Genomic DNA, 25,499 nt, shown 5'->3' with positions numbered 1-25,499 from the left:
ACTAGTGGAACCCTGAACAGGGGTAAGTGTGGAACGTGGAAACATTTTGAGCTCCCGACGCGGGAGCCATGACGAGGTTGAAGACCAATGCTGAGTTCCAAGGTCATTCATGTTGATGGCGTCTTTCTGGGAACGGCCATCATGAGTGGAAGCCTGAACACCCTGCGTTTCTATGCCACGCATGAGAGCGTGCGTGCGCTTCACAATGCCTGCATGCCGGATTTCGGCGCGCTGTATGCCCAGGTCAGAAGCCTGTTCAACCGCAGCCGCCTGCTGACGCCGAAAGTCGCCTGATCCGGCCGTTCTGATCCTTATCCCCTGCGGCGCGTCAGGTGCCGCAGAATGTATTCATGACCCTTTCATGAGGCGCCGGGGGCATCCCGAACCCGTCTGCCGCATCATCAAACGGGTGTGACAGCGCCTCAACCAGACGGTGGAATGGCGCATAATCGCCTGCCACGGCCGCCTGGATCATCTCTTCGATCCTGTGATTGCGCGGAATAATGCGGGGATTCGTGGCCTGCATGTCCGTGTAACAGGTCTCGGTCGGGCGCTCTTCCCGACCCAGCCGCGCCTGCCAGTCCCTGATCCAGTCTTCAATTCCCGAACCCGGCCCGAACAGCGCCACGAGACTGTCCGTCTGTCCCGTCCGAACCACGTCGCCAAGCCGTCGGAATGTCAGCGTGAAATCTGCTTCTCCGCGATGCATGGCCGTCAGCAGGCGTCCCGTCAGCCGGGGATCTCCGTTTTCTTCCCGCCCCAGACCGAGCTTCCGCCGCCAGCCGCCGAGATAGGTGCAGTTGAACACTTCATCAAAGCGCACCAGCGCGTCCTTGGCCTGTTCGATCGCCTTCTCGCGATCGCTGTCGAGCAGGGGCAGGAGTGCTTCTGCCAGGCGCCCAAGGTTCCACAGCGCCATGTCGGGCTGGTTTCCGTAGGCATAGCGTCCGTTCTGGTCGATGAAGCTGAAGACCTTCGCCGGGTCATAGGCATCCAGAAATGCGCAGGGCCCGAAATCAATCGTCTCACCTGCGATGGACATGTTGTCCGTGTTCATGACGCCATGAATGAACCCGACCAGCATCCACCGCGCCACCAGATTAGCCTGCCGCGCCGTCACGGCTTGCAGAAGCGCCAGATAGGGATTTTCAGCCTCTGCCAGTTCCGGATACAGGCGCCCGATCACATGGTCCGCAAGAATGCGCACCCCTTCGATATCGCCCTGCGCTGCGAAATACTGGAACGTCCCGACCCGCACATGGCTGGAGGCGACCCGCACGATGACGCCGCCGGGCTGCATCGTCTCGCGGGCGACGCTCTCGCCTGTTGTCAGGGCCGCGAGCGCGCGTGTTGTGGGAATGCCGAGCGCATGCATGGCCTCGCTGACCACATATTCGCGCAGAACCGGTCCCAGAGCCGCCCGTCCGTCTCCGCGTCGTGAAAATGGCGTCGGTCCGGACCCTTTGAGATGAATGTCCCGCAGGCGCCCGGAGCGATCCGTCACTTCACCGACCAGCATGGCCCGCCCGTCCCCGAGGCTCGGGACGAAGTGCCCGAACTGATGCCCGGCATAGGCCATGGCCACAGGCGCGGCGCCGTCCGGTCGCAGGCCCTGGCTCAGAAAGGCGATCCCCGCCGGGCTGCGCAGCCAGTCCGGGTCCATCCCGAGTTCATGCGCCAGAGGCTCGTTCAGCGCCACGATCTGTGGATTGCGAAACGGCGCCGGGGAGAGGGGGGCAGAGAAACGCTCGGGCAGGGAGGCATAGATGCGGGAGAGCTGCATCAGAAATCCAATCGGGACTTGTGGAGTCTGTCTTCAGATGGGCCAGAGAGCCGCAAAAGGGAAGGGCAGCAGCCACTTTCCGGGTTCAGCTTTCGGCATCTCTGGGAAAACAGTGCGTGTCCAGAAGCCCGGTCAGCCAGTCCGTAAAGACTTCCAGCCTGCGGGAGAGATGTGTCCGGTGCGGGTATAACAGCGTCATCGGAAGCGGGGCGGCCCGCCATTGCGGCAGGATATCAACGAGTTCACCCCTGCGGATGTGGGGAAGCACGTCATAGGCGGGAAGCTGCGCCAGCCCCAACCCTGCCAGGCAGCAGGCCACGGCTCCTTCCGCGCTGTTGACTGTCACGCGTCCCCGGACCGGTCTGCTGTCTTCCCGGCCATCGTGCTCCCATTCCCAGTCTTCGATACGGCCCGTGGTGGGCGAGGCGTAGAGCAGCGCCTGATGCGCCGACAGATCGGCGGGAGTCTGCGGGGTGCCATGCTGCGCCAGATAGGACGGGCTCGCGACATTGAAGACCGGCAGCAGCCCCAGTTTCCGGCCAATCAGGCTCGAATCCTGCAAAGGCCCGACCCGCAGCACACAGTCCGTCCCGTCTTCGGCCAGATTGATGCTGCGATCCGTCATGCCAAGCTCGATGTCCAGCCCCGGATAACGGTCCAGAAACTCAGGAAGGGCGGGCGCGACGATCAGCCGTCCGATCCGGCTGGGAAGATTGACCTTCACATGCCCGCGCGTCTGGGAACTGTGGAGCCGGAACTGATTTTCAGCGTCTTCGAAGTCCCCAAGCAGCCGCAGGGCAGTCTGCTGGAACATCCGGCCATCATCCGTCAGCCGGACCGATCGCGTGGTGCGCGCCAGAAGACGGGTGCCAAGCCGGTTTTCCAGTTCCTGCACGGCGGTCGAAACCGTGGAGCGGGGCATCTGAAGCGTATCGGCCGCATGCGTGAAGCTGCCACTTTCCGCGACCCGGATGAAAATGCGGAGCAGGTCGATGCGGTCCATGATGTCTCCGGCATGCTGGGGGAGGCTGTTCGTTAATCCTGATAGATGATGTCAGGTTTTCATGCTTTTTCCGGATTGTCTGACAAATCATAGTCCCTGTCATCATCCATACAGCGCGAGGAACTCCTCAACATGGCCGATCACAGCATCAAGGGAAAAACCGCTCTCATCACGGGCGGTGCCAAGAATCTGGGCGGGCTGATCGCTCTCGATCTCGCCGCTCAGGGCGCAGCCGCCATCGCTGTTCATTATAACAGTGCCGCCACCCGAGCGGATGCCGAGGCCACGGTTACGGCCCTGAAAATGCAGGGCGTGCGGGCACAGGCCTTCCAGGCCGATCTGACGACGGCTGCCGCGAATGAAAAACTGTTTGCCGACGTTGTCGCGGCACTGGGAAAACCGGATATCGCCATCAATACGGCGGGCAAGGTTCTCAAGAAGCCGATTTTGGAGACGTCCGAGGACGAGTATGACGAGATGTTCGCCGTCAACGCCAAGGCTGCCTATTTTTTCATCAAGGAAGCCGGGCGGCACCTGAACGACAACGGCAAGCTCCTGACCATCGTGACGTCCCTGCTCGGTGCCTATACGCCGTTCTATTCGACATATGCCGGCTCGAAAGCCGCCGTCGAGCATGTGACGCGTGCGGCGTCAAAGGAGTTCGGTGCGCGGGGTATTTCCGTCAATGCGATTGGTCCGGGCCCGATGGATACGCCGTTCTTCTATGGTCAGGAGGCCCCGGAAGCTGTGGCCTATCACAAGACGGCCGCCGCCCTGTCGTCCCTGAGCAAAACGGGTCTGACCGATATCGAGGACATCGTACCCATCGTCCGCTGCCTGGTTTCGGACGGCTGGTGGATGACCGGACAGACCATTCTCGTCAACGGGGGGTACACGACGAAGTAACGGTCCCTGAAGGGGAGGAGAGGAAAGCCAACACTTTCTGAAAAGCCCAAACCCCGTGACGAAAAGGGAAAAGACAAAACACCCGCTCCGGAATAACAGGACACGGGATATGGTTTTCTCTGATCATATCCCGTGTTTTCAATAAAACGTCCTCGTGACGAGGGTGTTTATGCTTGAAGGTGTTAATGAGTTTTTGATCTGTCTGGAGTATGCTGGCATCAGGTATTTTTCAGTTCCTGCCTGCAGGGGTGGTGACGGAAAAGGGAGTCTTCTCTATTCATGAGAAGATGAACTGGCGTTCCTGCCTTTGGTGCCGCCCTTTGGTCCGCCTTGGCGCGACAACAGCATAGAGGACATTTCGTGGAGCATACCCAGAGCTTGTCAGGCCCCGACGGAAGAGTCAGTCCAACCGTCATCCGGCTTTACGCTGTCCTGGCCGCAGCCCGCTATCACGGCCTGGAACTGGATATCCGCGATTTTGCGGCGGAGCCAGGTGAGGATTCGCCGTCTCCCGCCACTCTCGCGCGCTGGCTGAACGAACAGGGCGCCGTTGCCAAGGGCATGCGCCTGCGGTGGCGTTATCTCGTCAAGATCCGCAATTCCCCGCCTGTTGTCCTGATGTTCAAGGATGGCTCGGCCGGTCTGATGGTCCGCGCCGATGCCGAAAAGGGCGTGGTATGGCTCCGTGATCCGATGGGTGGCGAGGGCGATACCCCCGTTCCCGTCGACGAACTGCGTCTCATGCAGGTCTGGACCGGCGATGTGCTGCTGGTCAAACGCCGGCGTGACGAATCCGAGGCGGACGCCAAGTTCGATCTGCTCTGGTTCGCGAAGATGGTGCTTCGCGAAAAAAAGGTGATGCGGGATATCGCCTTTGCGTCGCTGATTTTGAGTATTCTGCAGATCTTCCCCGCCCTTATCGTCATGCAGGTTGTCGATCGGGTGGTGAACTACCACTCCATGGCGACGCTGGTTTCCCTGAGCGGTTTTGTCATCATTCTCTCGTTCTATGAAATCCTGCTGACCTACGCCCGGCGCGAGCTGTCCCTGATCCTGTCAACCCGACTGGACGCCCGTATCTCGTTGCACGCTTTCAACAGGCTGCTTGCCCTGCCGCTCGAGTTCTATGAGCGCGAACAGACGGGTGAAATCCTGGGTCGTTTCATGGCCGTCTTCAAGGTCCGGGACTTCCTGACCGGGCAGCTGATGAGCACCCTGCTGGATCTCTTCACCCTGATCGTGGTCCTGCCCGTCCTGTTCGTGATGAGCCCGACTCTCGCATGGATGACGCTGGCCGCTGCCGGATGCATCGGTCTCATTGTGGTGGTGTTCCTGCCGCCTGTCACACGTGTCATTGGCCGGCAGGTGCTCGCCGAAATGAAGCGTGGCTCCATTCTCTATGAGACGGTTGCCGGCATCCGGACAGTCAAGACCCTGGCCCTGGAAACGACGCGGCGTGAACTGTGGGATGAACGTACGGCAGATGTGGTGCGCTGGAAACTTGCGGCCGGTCGTATGGCCAGCTGGCCCCAGACCCTGGTCATGCCATTCGAGATTTTCATCAACCGCGGCATCATCCTGGTGGGCGCCTATCTGATCCTGACGAATGCGAGTTCCATGCAGGCCGGTGCTCTCATGGGCTTCATGATGCTCGGTGGACGTGTCGCCAGCCCGCTCGTCAACCTTGCCAAGCTGATGGAGGCCTTCAACGAGGTCAGTGTCTCCCTGAGCGAAGCCGGAATGGTCCTGAACCAGCCGACGGAAACCAAGGCGCTGACAACGGGCATGCGCCCTGTCGTCAAGGGAGCGCTGTCGTTCAATCATGTCGACTTCTCCTACCCCGGTTCGACAACCAAGGCCCTCAATGACGTCACGTTCGATATTCCTGCCGGAACGATGCTGGGTCTCGTCGGGCGCTCAGGATCCGGTAAATCGACGATCACCCGCCTTCTTCAGGGTGTGAGTCGGAACTACACGGGGTATCTGCGTCTTGATGGCGTGGATCTGCGTGAAATCAACCTGACCCATCTGCGCCGTTCCTTTGGCGTAGTACTTCAGGACAACTTCCTGTTCCGTGGAACGATCCGCGACAACATCACGGCGGGCCGTCCGGGACTGACGATCGATGACGCGATCCGCGCCGCGCGTCTTGCCGGTGCCGAAGAGTTCATTGAGCGCATGCCGGCCGGGTATGATACCTGGATTGAAGAAGGCTCGACCAACATCTCGGGTGGGCAGCGGCAGCGGCTTGCCATTGCCCGTGCGGTCATCAGTGATCCGAAGCTGATGATTCTGGATGAGGCCACATCGGCGCTGGATCCAGAGTCCGAAGCACTCGTGAACGCCAATCTGCAACGGATCGGCAAGGGCCGGACGATGGTGATCGTTTCCCACCGTCTGTCGTCTCTTGTAAACTGTCACCAGATCGCGGTCATGGATCAGGGCAAGCTGGTCGATATCGCACCTCACCGGATCCTTCTGGAGCGCTGTGAAATCTATCGCATGCTCTGGCTGCAGCAGAACCGGCACATGACAGATAACGACGTTCCCGGTTCTGCCGGGCAACTGACGGAAGGAGAGTAATCATGAGCTCTTCCGACATGATCCCCAATGAGGGCCAGCCTTCCGGCCAGTCCGATGAAGACTTCAACCAGCATGTTCCGCGGACAGCTACCGATCCTTTCGCGCCCAACGACATGCCGCTGGCGTTGCTTGAATTCCATTCACCAACGGCAGGACTGATCAATCTTCCGGCTACCCCGGCCGCGCGTTACATCATTCTGCTGATCGGCGGCCTGTTCCTGGCCTGTCTTGCGGTCATGGCCCTGTTTCCGATCAATCGGGTCGTCTCCACACCGGGCCGGCTGATTTCGACACAGCCGACCATTGTCGTGCAGCCGCTTGAAACCTCCATCATCCGTTCCATCGATGTGCATGTTGGCGATTTCGTGAAAAAGGGTGATGTGCTTGCCCATCTCGATCCGACCATCACCGAGGCTGACATCACGAACATGCATCTGCAGCGTGATGCCTATCAGGCGGAATATGACCGTCTGAAAGCGGAAGCCGCGGGGCAGGACTATCATGTCAATCTGAACGATCCTGCGTCGGTCGAGCAGGGCGCCGCTTTCCTGCGCCGCAAGACCGAATACCAGGCGCATGTCGAGAACTATGCCCAGCAGATCGCCAGTCTTGAAAGCGATATCCAGGGCTACAGGGCCAATGCGGCCATGTATGGCAGCAAGATGCGCGTCGCCTCCGAGGTCCTGCAGATGCGACAGCGGGAACAGGCCGATCAGGTCGGCTCCCGTCTTTCAACCCTTGGCGCGCAGACCGAACTGATGGAAGCCGAGCGCGCGGAGATCGCTGCCCAGCAGAGCGCCAACTCCGCAGAGAAGAAGCTGGCCGCCATGAAGGCCGAGCGTGACGGATATATCGGGAACTGGCAGGCCAAGATCTATTCGGACCTGACCGAAGCCGGGCATCATCTGGCCGAATACCGCAGTTCCTATGAAAAGGCGCGTCTACGTCAGGATCTCGTTCTGCTGCGTGCACCGGAAGACGGTATTGTCCTGACCATCGCACAGGGCTCTGTCGGCTCTGTTCTTCAGTCCGCCGGACAGTTCATCACCCTCGTTCCCACGGGCTACGGTCTTGAAATGGAAGCCGTCCTGCGCTCGCAGGATATGGGCTTTGTTCAGGTCGGCGATCATGCGCTGCTGAAATTCGCGACCTTCCCGTACGATCAGTACGGCGGTGCGGAAGCGACGGTTCGCGTCATCAGTGCGGATGCTTTCACGCCCTCCTCGCAGAACGCCGGTGGTGGCAGTAACGGAAATACACCGTCTGATGATGCTACTGCTTCGGGGGTCTATCGTGTCCGTCTGCGGATCGACCGTTACACCCTGCATGGGCAGCCCTCCTTCTTCCATCCGATGCCGGGCATGTCCCTGACGGCTGATATCGATGTCGGAAAACGGACCGTGCTGCAGTATCTGTTCAACAAGATTACGCCGGCACTTACCAATGGTATGAGAGAGCCATAATAAAAGCACGGAGCGTCCCCAGAAGCGCTCAAAGGAACGCCCGGTACAGACCGGGCGTTCCTGTATGACAGTTATTCAGGACCTGTGTCGCTCATGTCGTTCAAACGTCGCCTTTCCGCTCTTCTTTCCTCTCGGGGAAAGCTGGAATATGCGATCCATCTCACGGAAACCGGTCAGGCTGTTCAGGGGTTCGCGCTTCTCAGCCGCCTCGCCGCCACAGGAGACGCAGAGGCTGTGTTCCGGGTCGGACGCGCCTATCTGGACGGGCTTGGGGTTCCGCCCAGTCTCGAAGATGGCGCTCGGTGGATCTATCAGGCCGCCGAGGCAGGGCATATCGAAGCGGCTTTCGTGCTGGCCACCCTTTATACGGTCGGCCTGCCCGAAGGATTTGAAATCCGTACGGCCAGCGAGGGGCTGGATCTCTCGCATGTGCCGCAGGTAGGCCCAAGACATCCGGATTTCCACCTTGGTCTGCGCTGGGCCAAAATCGCTGCGGATGCCGGCTCCCCGGATGCACAGGCCCTGTTGGGATATATCCTGACCAATGGACCGGAAGACCTGCGCGACCTGACGCAGGCCCGGTCCTGGTACGACCGTTCCGCGGCCGCGGGGTGTTCGCAGGGCCATCTTGGTGTGGCGCTTTCCATTCTCCAGGAGGCCCATTCAGACGAGGACCTGTCTGCCGCCGCCCGGCATCTGATCGAAGCGACAAAAGGTGGTCTCGGCACGGCTTTCGATATTCTGGGCAGGATGTACGAATCAGGTTCGGGCGTGCCCCGGGATCTCGGGAAGGCCGCCAGTTATTTCCATCAGGCGGCGGAACGCAACATCGTAACCGCTCAGGCGCGCTACGGACTGATGCTGCTGGAAGGAACGGGCACGCCCCGGCATTACGGCCGGGCTGAAACCTGGCTGAAGCGTGCTGCGGCGAATGGGGATACGCAGTCCGCCGCCCTGCTTGGTGATCTGTGTGCCAATGGCGGCGATCTGCCTCCCAATCTGATGGAAGCCTCCAAATGGTACCGCCTGGCTGCCGAGCAGAAACACGCCGGCGCTGCACGGGCCCTGGGGCTTCTCTATCTGACAGGAAATGGCGTCCATCAGGATCCCGATGTCGCGGCGCACTGGTTCAGGGTCGCGTCGGAAGCGGGGGATGCGCATGCGGATGCGGATTTCGGGAACCTGATTCTCGCCGGAGCGTCCGCCACCCCTGATGAAAAGCAGGCTCTGCATGCCCGTTTCGAAAAAGCCGCCGAAAAGGGGGATCTGGTCGGGGCCTATAATCTGGGTGTGTGCTTTGCCGAAGGCGTGACGGGCACGAAGGATGGACGTGAAGCGGCCCGCTGGATGCAGAAAGCTGCCGATGGTGTCGTCAACGCGCAGTACTGGTACGGCAGGATGCTGCTGGAAGGGCGCGGCGTGCAGCCCGATCCCACGCAGGCGCTCTACTGGATGGAAAAGGCTGCCGATGCGGGCATGTCCGAGGCGCAGGTTACCGTAGCGGGGCTTCTCGTGGACGGGAGCATCAACGGCCGTCAGGATCATGAGAAAGCCCTGACGCTGTACCGCAAGGCCGCCGAGAGCGGCAACGTGGACGCCATGTTCTCGCTGGCCGCGATGTATGGCGGCGGCCATGATGTCCCCGAGAACCGCCCGCAGGCGCAGCTGTGGTTCCGCAAGGCCGCCCAGCGTGGAAACGGCCTCGCCCAGATGATGCTCGGCCGCTATCTCGTGCGCGGACTGGCTGGCGTGACGGACCCGGTAGAAGGTCGCATCTGGCTGGAGCGTGCGAAAGCGCAGAATATCAGGGACGCTGAAGTGGAGCTCGCCCTTCTGGACGAAGCGCAGCCGGACGACGATGACTGATCTCCGTGTCTGCTGATCGTCCTCCCTCCGGTCCGAAGACCCCCGCTGCGGCGTTCGCGGGGTTTGGACGGATCGTCAGCGACGAGGACCGCGCCCTGTGGCGTGAGGCCATGAGCCGCAGGGCGCAGGAAGCCTTTGCCCGGGGGCATGCCGCCTTTCAGGCAGGCAACACATCGCTTGGCCTGTTTTGGCTCGAGCGGGCCGAACGGATGTCGCGGCATAACCCCAATCTGAAGTGGTCTGTCGGGCTGGCCTGTCTTTCCGCGGGCAGGCTCATGGACTGCCTGGTCCGCATGGAGGATCTGCGCCAGGATTTCGGGCTGCGGGAAGCGGCGTTTCTGGAAGTCGTCTGTCTGGCGCGGCTGCAGCGCATGGAGGACGCCACAGCCCGGATGCAGGCAGCCCTGTCCGTCTTTCATGCGACCCCGGAAACCTATCCTCTGGCGGAACAGATCACAGTTTCCGCAGGGCTGCCGGGATGGATGACGGCATCCAATGCAGGCACCGTCCATATCGGCACGTCCCGTCCGTTCCGTCTGTTTCTTGATGGGCGGGAAATTGCACAGGGTGCCTCGGGCGGCCGATATGACCTTCCGGAAGGCTGGCGCTCAGCACGGCATCTGGCGGTCCAGGTCGGACGCCGGCATGTTCTTGGCAGTCCGCTGGATATAGCCGCCCTGACCCGCTGCGAGTCCTTTGTGAAAGCGGAGGCGGATGGCTTGAGAGGCTGGATCTGGACGCCGGCCGAACCCGCGCATGTCCCTGCAATCACACTCTGGAACGGCTGCGTCCTCCGGGCCGAAGCCTTCGCGCAGGATGTGGACAGCGACGTCCCTCTGGCGCGCTACCGGGTGTTTCACGTTCCGGCCAAAGAGTGCCCCGACCGCGATGAGGGGCCCCTCGATTTATGGAACGAAAACGGCCGTCTTCTGACGGGTGCTCCCGTTGATCCTCTGGTGGGGAAGCTGGTTTCGGGACAGACACGGGATCTGCCGGCACGGTTACGTCCTTTGAAGATCCGTCCGGGCAGGATGCGTCCGCATCTTCCGCGCCAGAGTCCAGGCTGCGCGGTCGTAATCCCGGTCTATGCCGATCGGGTCCGGACCATGGCATGCCTGCGGACCGTTCTTGCGACATGCCCGGCGGATGTACCGGTGATCGTCGTGGATGATGCGACCCCGGAGCCACCTTTGGCCCGGGCGCTCGATCAACTGGCGGAGGACGGACGGATGACCCTGATCCGTCACGACCGGAACCGGGGCTTTCCGATTTCCGCCAATGACGGAATGCGGGCGGCGGCAGGACGGGACATCCTGCTGCTGAACAGTGACACGCTTGTCCCGGCTGGCTGGGTCGAGCGGCTGCGGGCAAGGCTTGCAGGAGCCGATGTCGGTACGGTCACGCCGCTTTCCAACGATGCCACCATCCTGTCCTACCCGTCCACGGACCGTCCCAACCCGGTTCCATCCCTTGCGGAAATGCGCGCGATGGACCGGCTGTGCCAGAAGAATGGGGCTCTCTCTACGGAGATCGACCTGCCCACTGCCCACGGGTTCTGCATGGCGATTTCCGCGGACTGTCTGGCCGAAACGGGCCTGTTCCGCGAAGACCTGTTCGCCCAGGGCTATGGCGAGGAAAATGATTTCTGCCTCCGCGCCACGGCCAGAGGATTCCGACACCTCGCTGCGCCGGAGCTTTACGTGGCCCATGTCGGATCCGCATCATTCGGAACAGCCAAGAACGCTCTCGGCGTGCGGAATCTGGATATCCTCAATGCCCTGCACCCCGGCTATCATGACCTCGTGGCGCGTTTCATCACCGCCGATCCCCTGCACGCAACACGTCGCAGACTGGATGCTGCACGGCTGATGCGGCAGGGCGCGGGGCGGCCTGCCATTCTCATGGTGCAGCATGACGCCGGTGGCGGCGTCGGGCGTGTCGTGCGTGAGCGTTCAGAGGCTTTCGAGGCGGACGGCGTTCTGGCTCTCGCGTTTCGTCCCCATGAAAGCGGCTGCCTGCTCGAATACGCCCTTGATGGAAAACGCTTTCCCAACCTGAAATACCGTCTCCCGGATGAACTGCCGTCCCTGCTGGACCTGCTCGCCGCCCTGCGTGTCCGGGCGGTGGAGTGGCACCATCTGATCGGGCACGCGCCCTGCATCCGGACCCTGCACGAGGCGCTCGGCGTTCCGTATGACGTCTTCATCCATGATCATGTCTGGTTCTGCCCGCGAATCTCGCTCTGTGACGGGGCAGGGCGTTACTGTGGGGAACCGGACCCAGCGGGATGTGAACTTTGTGTGGCACGATGGGGAAGCTATCTCGGCGAAGACCTCTCCATTGCCGCCCTTCTGGCCCGCTCTGCCCGGGAACTATCCGGCGCGCGCAGGCTCATGGCGCCTTCCGACGATACGGTCCGGCGCATCTGCCGACATTTCCCCGGTCTGAGCATCGAAGCCCTGCCGCTGGAAGATGACGCGGCGCTGCACAAAGACATCCTGCTGCATCGTCATGCGACCCGCGGAGAACCGCTCAGGGTCTGTGTCGTGGGAGGGATCAGCCAGTGGAAAGGGTATGACGTCCTGCTGGCGCTGGCGACCGAGATCCAGACCCATCGCCTGCCCATCGTGCTGTCTCTGGTGGGCCATACCCATGACGACGATGCCCTGATCTCGCGGGGTGTCCGGGTAACGGGAGAATATCGCGAAGACGAGGTCCAGGCCCTGATCCGCCAGCAGCAGCCGGATGTGGGACTGATTCCTTCCATCGCGCCCGAAACATGGTGCTACGCTCTGGGTCAGGTCTGGCGCAGCGGGTTGGAAGCGGTCTGCTTTGATCTGGGCGCGCAGGGTGAACGGGTCAGAAGAAGCGCGACCGGTCTTGCGGTGCCCCTCGGTGTCGCACCCTACCAGCTTGCCATGATTCTGTTGGGGCGATGGGGGGCAGTATGATGACGGGTGATTTACCTTTTTTATCGAAACAGCCCACTATAATGCCGAAAGAGAAGCCGGTATTTATGAAAACTGGTGCAACGCATCGTCGGGCTGCTGCTTGTAACTGTCATGACCACTCGTGACAGTTTATGAAACATGCCAGTATTATTGCCCGCAAGAACGGACGCAATTGGGAGTAGGGAATGTCTAACGCCGCCGAAGCACCACGACAGAACCGGGTCATCGACCTCAAGGCCGGTGCACACATGATGGTTCTGGATGCAGGTATTTTCTGCATCTTCCATGCTGCCGGCCAGGCGCCCGCGGGTCCGGCCGGACTGCCAGGAGTCCGGATTTCGCGCGCTCCGGGGACGGCGCCGGGGATCGTGACGATCAGCACCTTCGAGGAGGATGGCTGGATCGGCGGTTCGAACGGCGCTGCGCTGGTCCGGGTGATGCGAGGCCCGGCCGCTGTTCTCGTGACGACCTATCAGGAACCGGGCAGCACGCATGCCGCACCGCGTCTGCAGGTGGCTCAGCTTGCCGGTCCCGTGACCCCGGCTCCCGCACAGCCTGCACCCCAGTCGGCCGCGGCTCCGGCCCCTGTGGCCGCATCGGTCGTCGCTGAAGCGACTGAGACCGTTGCGGAAAAGATCTCGAAGGATATTTCCGCCCATATCCAGCGCCGTGGCGATGTCACGAGTGGCATCGGACACTGGATGGGTGTTCCCGGCAGCCAGAGCTGGATCGAAGGTTTCAGTGTCGCTCCCGAAGAGGGTATCCCGGCGTCGGACATCGAATACCAGGCCGTTCTCGGCAAGGGCTGGCTGTCTCCCTGGGCTGAAGGTGGCCAGTACTGCGGTTCACGGGGCATGGCGCTCCCGATTCTGGGCCTGCGCGTCCGCCTGAAAGGCAAGTCCGCCGAGACGCACCGGATCCGCCTGACGGCGACGTTCACGGACGGCACGCGTCTTGGACCCGTGGACGGTTCCGAAGCGCTGGAAGCCGAAAGCCTGGCGCCGCTGGAAGCCTTCCTGCTGGAAATCCTGCCTGCAGGTGAGGAAACCGCAGCGCCCAAGGCCGCCCCCAAAGCGACCCGCGCCAAGGCTCCGGCGAAGCCCCGCGCTTCGAAAGCCGCAGCAGCGCCTGCCAAGGCGGCATCTCCCAGAAAGCGCAAGTCCACCCCGGCATCCTGATCCGTCGCTGATGCCTGACCAAGTGACCGGCGAGGGAACTTTCCCTTTCCGGTCGTCTTTGAAAACCGCTGTCATCTGCTGTCCTCTCCGTGCGCGAACAGGAAACCGCAGAGGCGTCCTGTCGCTCCGGAGAAGACGTGCGTTATCTATTCGTTCACCAGAATTTCCCAGGACAGTTCCTGCATTTTGTCCGCCATCTTCTGGCGCAGGGTCATGAGATCGTCTTCATCTCCGAAGCGAACAGCAATCATATTCCCGGTGTCCGCCGCGCCATTTACCGCGTACCGCGCCTGCCTTCGATGGAAACCCACCGCAGCCTGAGGGAATTCGAATACGGCCTGCTCCGGGCCGAAGCCGTCGCAACGGCAGCCCGGACGCTCAAGGGGCTGGGGTATGAGCCTGATATCATCATCGGCCATCACGGCTGGGGTGAACTGCTCAATCTGGTCGATGTCTTTCCGGACTGCCCAATTCTCGGATATTTCGAGTTCTTCTATCACGCCGACCAGAACGACGTGGGGTTCGACCCGGAATTTCCGCCTTCACCGGAGCTCGCCGCTTCCGTGCGGGTCAAGAACGCGATCAATCTGCAGGCACTCTGCCTGGCGAACGGATATGGGCAGTGCCCCACGCAGTTCCAGCTCGGAACCTATCCTGTCTGGGCGCAGGAGAAGATTTCCCTGTTGCGCGAAGGCGTCAATCTGGAGCTCTGCTCCCCCGAACCACAGGCCAGACGGCGCAATCTTGTCATCAAGGATGTCCGGATCACGCCCAAAACCCCGCTCGTCACCTATGTGGCCCGTGACCTCGAACCCTATCGCGGCTTCCACGTCATCATGCGTGCGCTCCCCCGTATTCTTTCCGAACGCAAGGACGCGCATGTCATTCTCGTCGGCGGCGACAGCGTCAGCTATGGCACGCTACCGCCGGATGGCGGAAGCTGGCGCGAGGTGATGCTCCGCGAACTGGGAGACAGGCTGGATCTTGAGCGTGTGCATTTTGTCGGCAAGGTTGAATACGATGATTTCCGTGTCCTTCTGCGGCGCTCGGATGCCCATCTGTATCTGACCTATCCGTTCGTCGCCTCCTGGTCCCTGCGCGAAGCCATGGCCACAGGCTGCCCGATCATCGGAAGCGACACGGCGCCGGTGCGGGAGTTCATTACGGATGACGTTACGGGCCGGCTTGTGCCGTTTCTGGAGCCCGAAAAGATCGCCGAAGCCACGCTTGCGCTTCTGGACGACCGCAGGACGGCTCGTCGTCTGGGGCAGGAAGCCCGGCGTTACGCCGAGGCTGAACTCTGTCTGAACGACTATCTGCAGCGTTACGACGATCTGGTCGAGCGGATCACGAAAACGCACCGGTCCTGAAAGAGGAAACAGGAGGGTTCAGGCCCTTCTGTTGCCTCAGGCGCTATGCCAGCTTGCGCCGAGATTTTTGTAAGTGACCTCATATTCCTCGACCGTTTCATTGAACTGGTGCTGGTCGTCAATCTGAAGGTCGCAGAGTGGTCTGTGGCTCTGCAGCGCATTGTAGATCGCACGGCTGACAGCCCTGTTGAGGACGCCGGGGCCGGTCTTGAAGGCAATATACAGCCCGCAATGCTCAAATGTGTTGACCAGCGCCATCATGGCGCCGTTGGAAACGATGCCATTGCTCGGCGCGGCACCGAAGAAATCATTATGCAGCACGTAATTATGTGTCGTGAAAAGATGACACTCCTTGATGCTGCCGGTCGTGAGCTTCTTCCAGGCATCCAGGGAACGGATCCGTAGATCGGCATCAAGCCACCATCCGCCATTGGCCATGAGGACATACAGGCGGAGCAGATCGGCGCCTTCCGCAGGGTGGCGGACCTTGCGAAAGATCTCGGAAATTTCCTTGCCGTAATGATCATAAAGCCATTTCATAGCTGACTCGCGATCGAAGATCGTAAACCGGGTTCCGAGCATTTCCTGATGATAGCGGATGTTGTCCCTGATTTCCTCCGGTGGGTTACAATCCCAGTACATGTAAAGATGGGAGGGGATCGGGTTCGGACTGGCGATATCTTCCCCGCTCCTGAGGCCGACGGGCGGGTACCGCAGGGCCAGTTCCAGATAAAGTCTGTCTATTTCTTCTCCGGAATGAAATATTTCAAAAGCATTTCCGATGAGATCAAGGCCCTGTCCGACTTTCCCATCCTGCCATGCGATCTGGATGCCCCGAATATAATTGGCGAGTGCAGGTGAATATGTCGCCAGTTCCTCAAGTTCTTCCGGTGGCGGCACATTAGAAGATTTCAGGAGACACAGCAGTCTGACCTGAAGAAGAGACTGGGGCAGGGGAAATTCCGTCTGCGTCTTGCCGTGCAGATCAAAAGCCACCCTGTAGAAATAGGAAGCTTCGAGAACCTTGCTGTGAATATGAAGAATATTGGCGATGGCAAAGGCGTGCTCGACTGTCGACGCCCCATGTTTCTCATAATAGGCAACCGCCTGATGGTCATGGCAGGCATGAAGTATATTGACATACGTCGAATCTGATGAGCTAATGGCTTCTGAATTAAGCATTTATTAACCATTTATACTATAATGTCTGCGGGTATCTGTCGTTAATCATAATGTAACGCGATTGTATTTATCAATAGTCTTGGTGTGATTTTGGATATTTCCCGTCTTTTTCACGATTTTTCTGTAGTTCGAAGATTCAACCGACTGACGTCCGGACAGGGAATCGGGCAAAATGAGGCAGGGAGAAGCTACAATGGTGAATGACGTTGTATCGGTTTTGAAAAGCGCTCTGGGCCGCTGGGTGTGCAGAAAAGACGTGTCATCCCATCCGTCCCTGCTTACGGAACCGGATCTTCATGCTCTTGCAGTGGCGACACAGGCAGGGATGTCGAGCCCGCCCTCACCGGAGGGGGAACGGGAATGGGGCAATCTGAGGGAGCTGACGAAGGACTGGATCGTCCAGCAGAAACCGGGCGTCGCGCCGGGGCCGTTGCAGACCCGTGATTTCGAACATCTGGCTGCCCTGATCTCACCGGTACTTCCAGATGGGCCGGCACCTCAGGCGGCCCCGGAGCCAGCCGTGCCCCAACAAAAGCCGCCACAGGTCGATATTCAGCCGCAGCCGGAGGTGGGGGAACGCTGGACGCGCGAGGCCCCGGAACTGGTGTTTGCCCGCGAGCATCTCGAACGCTGTCTCTGAACAGAAAAATGCCCCGCAGGAGACCTGCGGGGCGCTGGAAGTCTCAGTCGATGCCGGGGGTGATCAGCTCCGGCTGCCCTTGTGATCGCCGTCGCGCATCTGGCCCGTCGGCTCCTGGACATGGGCCTCAAGGAACCAGAGATGCTTGTCGAGGCCACGGGACACTTCCGTAAAGACGTCGGCCGTATCGTCATCGCCAGCTTCGTCCGTCACCTTGATGGACTCACGCATGTTGTTGGCAACCGTCGCATAACGGTCGATCAGCGCCGCCAGATGGTCGGCCACGCGATAGATGTTGTTCGGATAAGGCTTGCAGGCGCTGTTTTTGGAAACATCCTGCACGGTCCCCAGTGCCGTTCCGCCAAGCTGGACAGCGCGTTCGGCGACCGTATCCGAAAAACCGTCAATGCTGGAGCGGAAGCCGTCGAGCATTTCATGAACGCCGATGAACTGCGGTCCCTTGAGATTCCAGTGGGCCTGCTTGGTGATCAGCGCCAGATCGATCAGGTCGGAAAGACGGGCGTTCAGCGTCTCGATGGAAACATTTTTGGTGTTGTCCGCCGTGTTGTTCTGCGTCACGTGGCGGTCGGTTCTGGAAACCATGGGAATACTCCTGAACATCGGAATGCGACCCGAAGACGGGATTCAGGTCGTGAAAATCTTCTCGTGCCCCTGACTGTTCCGGGGCCGTCGCTCATTTAAACGTGTCATCCGTGCCACGGTTGCGTCGCGAATTCAGGTTCGGGTCGGCAATTTCATGATCTGTTGCCGGGTGAGGTGTTCGGAGCTGTTGCCCGCGCCTTCCATTGACCGTTCACGGCGGTTTGTAACGGCCATGGCCTGTGGGGATGACATAAATCTTTCATCCCGTGTCGTTCCTGTTCCGGTTGTTCTTCCATGACAGGACGGCTAATGCACTGGTGTGGTGGCTGTAGCTGCCGGATAACGCCCGTTTTTCAAGTCAGAGCTCCTCACGCATGACCCTTGCCACAGCCACGCAGCCCGAAGAGGCCCGCGACAAGGCCGGTGTTTCCCACAGTGGAAGCCGCCGCAGCGGGCCCGATACCGCATTTCACCTTCTGGTCGCTGCTTCGGCGCTCCTGGTTCTGGTGGTGCTGGGTGGCCTTGTGGTCCTTATGGGCGTGGGAGGCAGCCAGGCTTTCCGGACATTTGGTCTGGGGTTTGCCTTCCATGATGTCTGGAACCCGGTCGCCGACCAGTACGGGGCCTGGGCACCGCTGTTCGGTACCATCGTCAGCACGCTGATTGGTGTGGCGATTGCCCTGCCACTGGCGTTCGGGACGGCGTTCTGGCTGACGGCGATGGCTCCCCCCCGGATTGCCGCGATCGTTGGCACGGCCGTGCAGCTTCTGGCGGCCGTGCCCTCCATCATCTTCGGTATGTGGGGCTTTTTCACGATCGTCCCCTTCATGGCCCGGACGGTTCAGCCCTTCCTGACCCACCATTTCAGGCATGTTCCGGGGATCAGATTCATTATTCATGGCGCCCCCTTCGGCACTGGCCTCATGACGGCCGGGCTGGTGCTGGCCGTCATGATCGCGCCCTTCATGACGGCCGTGATGCGCGACGTGTTTGCCGCCATGCCCGCCATGCTGCGGGAAAGCGCCTATGGCCTTGGGGCCACGCGATGGGACGTGATGTGGAAGGTCGTAGTTCCCTGGTCCAGGACGGGCATGATCGGTGCGATCGTCCTTGGGATGGGGCGTGCCCTGGGTGAAACCATGGCCGTGACCTTCGTGATCGGCAACGTGACGGCTGTCGGCTGGTCGCTGTTTGCGCCCCGCAGCACGGTGGCGTCGCTGATCGCCCTTCAGTTCCCGGAAAGCCCGGCCGGGTCGCTGCGTCTGTCCGCGCTGCTGGCGCTGGGCTTCATCCTGATGCTGCTGTCCTTCGCCAGTCTGGCGCTGGCGCGGATGCTGCGGGGAGATACGAAATGAGCGAAACCGTCGTCTCCACAACCGGCTGGAAGCCCAACCCGCGGGCTGCCCGTCGGCGTCGCGCCGATCATCTGGCGACCGCTTTTGGCATGGTGATGGCCGGCATCCTGGTGCTGGTGCTGGCATCCATTCTGTGGACGCTGCTGTCACGCGGACTTGCCGGTCTGTCTGCCGCCGCGATCATGAAGCCAATGGGACCTCCCGGCTCGTCCTCGGGGCTGGCGAACGCGATCGTGGGCAGCCTCATCCAGACCTTCATGGCGCTGCTGATGGCAACGCCGCTTGGTCTCGGATGCGGGATCTATCTTTCGGAATACGGGACAGAAACCAATAAATTCGCGTCCTGCGTCCGTTTTGTCTCCGACGTGCTGATGTCGGTGCCGTCCATTCTGGTGGGCCTCTTCGTCTATCAGGTTCTGGTGGCGCCGTTCGGGCATTTTTCCGCGCTCGCGGGTTCTGTTGCACTGGCGATCCTGGCGGTGCCGATCATCGTGCGTACGACCGAGGATATGCTGCGGCTTGTCCCGACCTCCATGCGCGAGGCCGGGGCAGCTCTGGGCGCGACGCGCTGGCGGGTAACGCTTTCTCTGTGCCTGCGTTCTGCCAAGACGGGCGTTCTGACGGGTATTCTTCTGGCTCTGGCCCGGGTGAGCGGTGAAACGGCGCCTCTGCTGTTCACGTCGCTCGGCAACCAGAACTGGTCTTTCAGCCTCAACCGGCCGATGGCGAGCCTGCCGGTGACGATCTACCAGTATGCCGGTGCATCCTATGAAGACTGGGTACAGCTGGCCTGGGCCGGCGCGCTGCTGGTGACGATGGGTGTGCTGGCCATCAACATTGCCGTCCGCGTTTCGGCGCGACGCGGATGACCCCGGGAACAAGGCAGGGGATGATACAGGATTCCATGATGACCGAGACTGATCCGCAGGTGGCGAAAAGCCCTGAAGTGGCGCTGGCTGTCCGCAACCTGAATTTCTACTACGGTGAAAACCACGCCCTGCATGACATTTCGATCGATTTCCCGGCACGCCGTGTCACGGCCATGATCGGGCCGAGCGGATGCGGTAAATCGACGCTGCTGCGGGTCTTCAACCGCATGTACGACCTGTATCCCGGCCAGCGTGCGACGGGCGAGGTGATTTTCGACGGACGCAATGTTCTGGAGCGCGATCTGGACCTGAACATCCTGCGTGCCCGCGTGGGCATGGTGTTCCAGAAGCCGACGCCGTTTCCGATGTCGATCTACGACAACATCGCCTTTGGTGTGCGGCTGCATGAGAAGCTGAACAAGGCCGATATGGATGCGCGTGTGCAGGACGTGCTGACGCGTGTTGCGCTGTGGAATGAAGTCCGGGACCGTCTGAATGCACCGGCTTCCGGTCTTTCGGGTGGTCAGCAGCAGCGTCTGTGCATCGCCCGTTCGATTGCGACGCGTCCGGAAGTGCTGCTGCTCGACGAACCGACCTCGGCACTGGATCCGATTTCCACGGCGCGTATCGAAGAGCTTCTCGACGAACTTAAGGAAGAGTTCACGATCGCGATCGTGACCCACAACATGCAGCAGGCTGCGCGTTGCGCGGACCAGGTGGCATTCTTCTACATGGGACGGCTGATCGAAGTGGACAGCGCGGACCGGATGTTTACCAATCCGAAGCAGCAGCAGACCCAGGACTACATCACCGGCAGGTTTGGATAACGCGTCATGGCTGACAGATCTCACATCGTCAAAAGCTACGAGCAGGAGCTGGGGCAGCTCCGCTCCATGATGGCGCAGATGGGCGGCATCGTGGAAAACCAGGTGGCCCTCGCGCTTTCCGCCATTGCGGACCGCAACGAGGAAGCCGCGGATGCGGCCGCGCGTCAGGACCCGGAAGTCGACCAGCTCGAACGCGAGGTCGAAGGCCTTGCGATCCGTCTGCTGGCCCTTCGCAGCCCCATGGCAGGCGACCTGCGCGAGATCGTGGCCGCCCTGAAGATCACCGGCGATCTGGAACGTATTGGCGATTACGCCTCGTCCATCGCGCGGCGCTCTCTGCGGATCCGGATGCCGGAAAACCAGATTTCGCTCTCGGGACTGCGCAGCATGGGGCGTCTGGTGCAGGAAAACCTGCGTCGGTCGATCGATGCGATCACGCAGCAGGATTCCAACCGCGCCATGGAAGTCTGGCATTCGGATCGCGCCGTGGACGAGTATTACACGGCGCTGTTCCGCGAACTCGTGACGTACATGATGGAAGATGCCCGCAATATCCGCGCCTGCACGGAACTGCTGTTCATCGCCAAGAACCTCGAGCGGATCGGCGATCATGCGACCAACATCGCCGAACGCGTCTTCTATGCCGTGACTGGCGAGAATCTTCCGTCTCTTCGTCCTCGCGGAGCTCCGGCGTCGGCCCTGACGGTGGCAGAGACGGTGCAGGAGCCTGACGTCCGGTGAAGGGGCCATCGCTGGCGCGCGCCAAGGGACTTGTGCTTCTGGTCGAGGATGATCCGGCCCTGCTTCTGATGACCTGCTACAATCTCGAGCAGCGCGGATATCGCGTCGAGACGGCGGAAGACGGGGAAGCGGCCCTTTTGGCGCTTGAGACGGCCCGTCCGGATGCCGTGGTGCTGGACTGGATGCTTCCGGGCCTGTCCGGGCTGGATGTGTGCCGCCGGATCCGCGCCAATCCCGCATTGCGCGACGTTCCGGTCCTGCTTCTGACGGCGCGTTCGGCCGAGCAGGATGCGATCCGCGGGCTCGATACGGGTGCGGATGACTATCTGATGAAGCCGTGCAGCATCGATACGCTCGATGCGCGCCTGCGGGCGCTGCTGCGGCGTCACCAGTCTTCCTATGACCGGCTGTCCTTTGCGGATATTACGCTGGATCCGGAGACGCATCGCGTGGAGCGGGCCGGGCGGATGCTCTCCCTTGGACCGACGGAATACCGCCTGCTGGATCTGCTGATCCGCAATCCGCGCAAGGTGTTCTCCCGCGAGGATCTGCTGCGCCGGATCTGGGGCCAGAACATCCATGTCGAAATCCGGACGATCGACGTGCATATCCGGCGTCTGCGCAAGGCCATCAACGGTCCGGGAGAAGTCGATCTGGTGCGGACCGTGCGCGCGGCCGGGTATGCCCTGGATGACGGCCCAACGACGGACGGCGGCTGACGCGTGCCGCCGGGAGGATTGCCGCCTGCAGCGGATACGCTGCCACTGCAGGTGGGCATGGTCCTCGTCTGCGTGGCTCTGGCGGGATGGGTGCTGGCGGTCTGGCTGCTTCTGCGCCAGCCGCGGGTGCCGACGTCCCCGCCTGACGATTATCTGACACCCGTGTCGCCGGCCGACCTGCCGGTTGATCCGCTGCCAGCCTGCGCCGTGGTGCTGGACGGGCTTGGAGCGATCGTTCAGGTCAACGAGGAAGCCGCGTCCCAGTTCGGGGAAACGGTTGGCGCCATCCTTCGCCATCCAGCAGCGCGCGCTGCACTTTCTGCGGCGTTGCGGGCGCCGGTCCCGGCCGGTCCATCAGGCAGCATCAATCGGGGGGATCTGCCGCCGGTCTGCTCCACGACCTTTACGCTCGATGTGCCGGTTCCGCGCACGCTTCACCTGATGCTGCGCCGGCTCCCGGGCGGGAAGGGGCAGGACAGGCGTGTTCTGGTGGTGCTGACCGACCGGAGCGAGGCGCAGGCTGCGGACAGGATGCGCATGGATTTCGTGGCTCATGCCAGCCACGAACTGCGCACGCCGCTCGCCTCGCTGAGCGGATTCATCGATGCGTTGCAGGGGGCTGCCGGGGAAAACCCGGTCATGCGGCAGCAGTTCCTCGACATCATGCGCCAGCAGTCCGAGCGGTTGAAACGTCTGATCGACCGTCTGCTGTACCTGTCGCGCGTGCAGGCGCATGAGCATCAGCGTCCCCGGGACGTGGTGGACGTGGCCGATCTCATGGCGGTGGTGCTCGGGGAAGTTGCGCCACGTTTCGAGCAGGAAGGGCGTAGCCTGAAGCTGGAGATCGAGGACGACCTGCTGGTCCGCGCTGACGAAGATGAGATGGTTCAGGTTCTCCTCAACCTGATTGAAAATGCCCTGCGTTATGGCGCGCAGGAGGGCGATCCGCTGACCATCACCCTGTCTGCGCGGCGCGCGGCCAGCCCGGATGATCGCTGGCCTGCGGATGGAGGCGTCATTCTCGGGATCGAGGACAATGGCTGCGGGATGGAGGCGCATCATCTGCCGCGCCTGACCGAGCGTTTCTATCGCGTGGGCGCGCCGACGGACGGGGCGGGACAGGGGACGGGGCTCGGTCTGTCCATCGTGCGACATATTCTGGACCGGCATGGCGGACGACTGCGGATTGCCAGTGCTCCGGGAAAAGGGACGACCTGTCTGGTCTGGCTGCCGCCTGCGGGGGCGACACTTGCAGTTTCGATGGTGGAATGACAGTTTCCATCTGAAACAATCAGAAGGTGTTGTGACAGTGAGAGTTCTCCGCAGTTTCCGCCGTGCCGGTCTGGCCGCTCTGCTGACGGGCAGCATGTTTACGCCGCTTCATGCAGCCGATGCGCCCGACACCATCCCCGCCTGGCTGAGCGATATCAACGGCGCGCAGGCCATGTCCTGGGTGAAGGCACAGAACGACAGGACCCTGCGTCTTCTGGGTCATGGGCCGCTGTATCAGGGGCTGTACAACACATCGCTTAAACTGCTTCAGACTCACGACCGTCTGGCGTCGCCGATGCAGATTGACAGGATGATCTACAATTTCTGGCGTGATGACCGGCATCTGCGGGGCATCCTGCGCCGGACGACACCGGATTCCTATGCGTCTGAACATCCGGAATGGACGGTGGCGCTGGATCTTGATGCGCTGGCGGCGAAAGAGAAGCGCAACTGGGTCTATGGGGGCGTGGACTGCCTGCACAGCCAGCAGAATCTCTGCCTGCTGCATCTTTCGGATGGGGGTGAGGACGCCAAGACCGTACGGGAGTTCGATCTGCGGACAGGAAAGTTTGTCGAAGGCGGGTTCAGCCTGCCCCATGCCAAGCAGGATTCCAGCTGGCTGGACCGGGATACGCTTCTGGTCAGCTATCCCTGGACGGATGCCGATGTTACGGAATCGTCCTATCCGTATATCGTGAAGCTGCTCAAGCGCGGGCAGTCTCTGGCCGAGGCGCAGACGGTCTTTGCCGGCAATCGCAGGGACGTCGAGGTCGGACCGGAGGTCCTGCATGACGGGGCCGGACATCAGGTGACGCTGATCCGCGAAGGTCTGGACGCGTTTTCGGCCAAAGTGTTCCTGTATCGCGATGGTCAGGTAACGCCGGTCGCCATTCCCCTGAAGGCGGACGTTGCGGGGCTGTTCAATGGCCGTCTGGTCGTTCAGTTGAAGGAAGACTGGAAAGTCGGGACGCAGACTTTCCCGCAGGGGAGTGTGGTGCTGGTCGATCCGGTCGCAGCAACCGCCGCGCCCCAGCTTCTGCTCGCACCGACCGGGAAGCAGATGATTGAGGAAGTCTCTACGAGCCACGGCCATCTGATCGTCACGCTTTACGACAACGTGCGGGGTCGGATTTCGATCTATACGCCGTCCAGTACGGGCTTTACGCTTCGGGATCTGCCTCTGCCGCAGAACATGTCCGTGGATCTGGTCAGCGTCGATGAGGACAGCCCGGTGGCCTATGCCGTCTCGACCGGATTTCTGAGCCCGACCACCCTGTGGGAAATCAACAGCGATACGGCTTCGGTGCAGAAGCTCCATACGCTGCCGGCACAGTTCGATGCCTCGGACATGACGGTGGAGCAGCAGGAAGTGCGCTCGACCGATGGAACCAGCGTTCCGTATTTCATCGTCCATCGGCGGGACATGAAGCTGGATGGCACCAATCCGACGCTGCTTTATGCCTATGGCGGGTTTGAAGTGCCGCTTTTCCCGTTCTATTCGGCCGGGATCGGCAATAACTGGCTGTCGCGTGGCGGCGTGTATGTTCTCGCGAACATCCGCGGCGGCGGGGAGTTCGGCCCAGCCTGGCATGATGCGGGTCTCAAGACTCATCGTCAGCGGATCTATGACGATTTCGCTTCCGTCGCGAAGGACCTGATGGACCGGAAGGTGACGTCCCCGCAGCATCTGGCGATTCAGGGTGGTTCCAACGGCGGGCTGCTGATGGGGGTCGAGTTCACGCAGCATCCGGATTTCTGGAAGGCTGTTGATATCGAAGTCCCGCTGCTCGACATGATGAATTACGAGCACATGTCGGCGGGTGCGTCCTGGGTCGGTGAATATGGGACGGTTTCCATCCCGGAGCAGAAGGCGTTCCTGCGCGGGATTTCGCCGCTTCAGAACCTGAAGCCGGATGTGAAATACCCCGTACCGTTCATCGAGACGACCACCAAGGACGATCGCGTTGGCCCCGTTCATGCCCGCCGTTTTGCGTGGCGCATGAGTGAGCTGAAGCTGCCGTATTATTACTGGGAGCAGGTGGCGGGCGGTCATGGTTTTGGTGCCAGCCAGAAGGAAATCGCCCAGACGCAGGCACTGAGCTACGCCTATCTGTGGTCCGAACTGGGCCGGACGCATTGAGGCTTCGCGTCATGCGGACATGAAAAAGGGCGCTCTCAGGAGCGCCCT

At 61.2% G+C, this 25,499-nt stretch carries 20 protein-coding genes; 16 read left to right on the top strand and 4 right to left on the bottom strand.

Annotation, left to right across the window (positions count from 1 at the left end; genetic code table 11):
* Positions 1-87 precede the first annotated feature (87 nt).
* Positions 88-294 carry a hypothetical protein gene (locus tag KP701_RS00695; RefSeq protein ID WP_215745259.1) on the top strand — a complete coding sequence of 69 codons (207 nt, stop codon included), beginning with the start codon at positions 88-90 and terminating at the stop codon, positions 292-294.
* Positions 295-328: 34 nt separating this feature from the next.
* Here KP701_RS00695 and KP701_RS00690 read toward each other — a convergent pair whose 3' ends face one another.
* Together KP701_RS00690 and KP701_RS00685 are read right to left on the bottom strand one after the other, a co-directional pair.
* Positions 329-1,783: a YdiU family protein gene (locus tag KP701_RS00690; protein ID WP_215745258.1), complete on the bottom strand. Its 1,455-nt coding sequence runs from the start codon at positions 1,781-1,783 to the stop codon at positions 329-331.
* An 85-nt stretch (positions 1,784-1,868) separates the two neighbouring features.
* Positions 1,869-2,786, bottom strand: coding sequence for a LysR family transcriptional regulator (locus KP701_RS00685; RefSeq protein ID WP_215745257.1), 918 nt, complete (start codon positions 2,784-2,786; stop codon positions 1,869-1,871).
* Positions 2,787-2,918: 132 nt separating this feature from the next.
* Here KP701_RS00685 and KP701_RS00680 point away from each other — a divergent pair, with 132 nt between their 5' ends.
* The 7 genes from KP701_RS00680 to KP701_RS00650 all read left to right on the top strand — a co-directional run bounded on the left by KP701_RS00680 (position 2,919) and on the right by KP701_RS00650 (position 15,103).
* Entirely contained in the window at positions 2,919-3,692 is a 774-nt protein-coding gene (locus KP701_RS00680; RefSeq protein ID WP_215745256.1) for an SDR family oxidoreductase, read from the top strand.
* A 432-nt stretch (positions 3,693-4,124) separates the two neighbouring features.
* Positions 4,125-6,275, top strand: coding sequence for a peptidase domain-containing ABC transporter (locus tag KP701_RS00675; RefSeq protein ID WP_215745445.1), 2,151 nt, complete (start codon positions 4,125-4,127; stop codon positions 6,273-6,275).
* Positions 6,276-6,277: 2 nt separating this feature from the next.
* The gene (locus tag KP701_RS00670; RefSeq protein ID WP_215745255.1) at positions 6,278-7,738 is read left to right on the top strand and encodes an HlyD family type I secretion periplasmic adaptor subunit; all 1,461 of its coding nucleotides are present in this window, start codon (positions 6,278-6,280) and stop codon (positions 7,736-7,738) included.
* 93 nt (positions 7,739-7,831) lie between these two features.
* On the top strand, positions 7,832-9,604 hold the full coding sequence (locus KP701_RS00665) for a tetratricopeptide repeat protein (protein WP_215745254.1): 1,773 nt from the start codon (positions 7,832-7,834) through the stop codon (positions 9,602-9,604).
* 5 nt (positions 9,605-9,609) lie between these two features.
* Positions 9,610-12,555, top strand: coding sequence for a glycosyltransferase (locus tag KP701_RS00660; protein ID WP_371818857.1), 2,946 nt, complete (start codon positions 9,610-9,612; stop codon positions 12,553-12,555).
* Positions 12,556-12,740: 185 nt separating this feature from the next.
* Positions 12,741-13,733, top strand: coding sequence for a hypothetical protein (locus KP701_RS00655; RefSeq protein WP_215745253.1), 993 nt, complete (start codon positions 12,741-12,743; stop codon positions 13,731-13,733).
* A gap of 137 nt (positions 13,734-13,870) precedes the next feature.
* Positions 13,871-15,103, top strand: a complete 1,233-nt coding sequence (locus KP701_RS00650; protein ID WP_215745252.1) for a glycosyltransferase family 4 protein — start codon at positions 13,871-13,873, stop codon at positions 15,101-15,103.
* 36 nt (positions 15,104-15,139) lie between these two features.
* On the opposite strand, the gene KP701_RS00645 is transcribed toward KP701_RS00650, so the two are convergent.
* Positions 15,140-16,285: a hypothetical protein gene (locus KP701_RS00645; protein ID WP_215745251.1), complete on the bottom strand. Its 1,146-nt coding sequence runs from the start codon at positions 16,283-16,285 to the stop codon at positions 15,140-15,142.
* Between the two features lie 193 nt (positions 16,286-16,478).
* Between KP701_RS00645 and KP701_RS00640 the strand changes: the two genes are divergently transcribed.
* Positions 16,479-16,925 carry a hypothetical protein gene (locus KP701_RS00640; RefSeq protein WP_215745250.1) on the top strand — a complete coding sequence of 149 codons (447 nt, stop codon included), beginning with the start codon at positions 16,479-16,481 and terminating at the stop codon, positions 16,923-16,925.
* A gap of 63 nt (positions 16,926-16,988) precedes the next feature.
* Here the strand turns inward: KP701_RS00640 and dps are convergent, their stop codons facing one another.
* Positions 16,989-17,528, bottom strand: a complete 540-nt coding sequence (gene dps / locus KP701_RS00635; protein WP_215745249.1) for a DNA starvation/stationary phase protection protein Dps — start codon at positions 17,526-17,528, stop codon at positions 16,989-16,991.
* 374 nt (positions 17,529-17,902) lie between these two features.
* Between dps and pstC the strand changes: the two genes are divergently transcribed.
* Genes pstC through KP701_RS00600 form a run of 7 tightly spaced genes read left to right on the top strand, consistent with a single transcriptional unit; the run spans position 17,903 to position 25,451 of the window.
* Positions 17,903-18,883, top strand: coding sequence for a phosphate ABC transporter permease subunit PstC (gene pstC, locus KP701_RS00630; RefSeq protein ID WP_041112639.1), 981 nt, complete (start codon positions 17,903-17,905; stop codon positions 18,881-18,883).
* Positions 18,880-19,752 (top strand): phosphate ABC transporter permease PstA, encoded by an 873-nt coding sequence (gene pstA, locus KP701_RS00625; RefSeq protein WP_011252280.1) that lies wholly within the window; start codon positions 18,880-18,882, stop codon positions 19,750-19,752. The genes pstC and pstA overlap by 4 nt, the downstream gene beginning before the upstream one ends.
* Positions 19,753-19,790: 38 nt before the next feature.
* On the top strand, positions 19,791-20,579 hold the full coding sequence (gene pstB, locus KP701_RS00620; RefSeq protein WP_215745443.1) for a phosphate ABC transporter ATP-binding protein PstB: 789 nt from the start codon (positions 19,791-19,793) through the stop codon (positions 20,577-20,579).
* A gap of 6 nt (positions 20,580-20,585) precedes the next feature.
* The gene (phoU, locus tag KP701_RS00615) at positions 20,586-21,320 is read left to right on the top strand and encodes a phosphate signaling complex protein PhoU (RefSeq protein WP_215745248.1); all 735 of its coding nucleotides are present in this window, start codon (positions 20,586-20,588) and stop codon (positions 21,318-21,320) included.
* Positions 21,317-22,039, top strand: coding sequence for a response regulator (locus tag KP701_RS00610; protein WP_041111315.1), 723 nt, complete (start codon positions 21,317-21,319; stop codon positions 22,037-22,039). Before phoU ends, KP701_RS00610 begins: the two co-directional genes overlap by 4 nt.
* Before the next feature lie 18 nt (positions 22,040-22,057).
* A complete protein-coding gene (locus KP701_RS00605; protein WP_252345306.1) occupies positions 22,058-23,311 on the top strand; it encodes a cell wall metabolism sensor histidine kinase WalK in 1,254 nt (417 codons plus the stop codon).
* 37 nt (positions 23,312-23,348) lie between these two features.
* Complete coding sequence (locus KP701_RS00600; protein WP_371818856.1) at positions 23,349-25,451, top strand: prolyl oligopeptidase family protein; 2,103 nt, start codon at positions 23,349-23,351, stop codon at positions 25,449-25,451.
* The last annotated feature ends 48 nt before the right edge of the window (positions 25,452-25,499 follow it).

It is taken from the genome of Gluconobacter sp. P1C6_b (genome assembly GCF_018811945.1).
Lineage (GTDB): Bacteria > Pseudomonadota > Alphaproteobacteria > Acetobacterales > Acetobacteraceae > Gluconobacter.
This window is presented reverse-complemented; position numbering and strand designations above follow the sequence as displayed.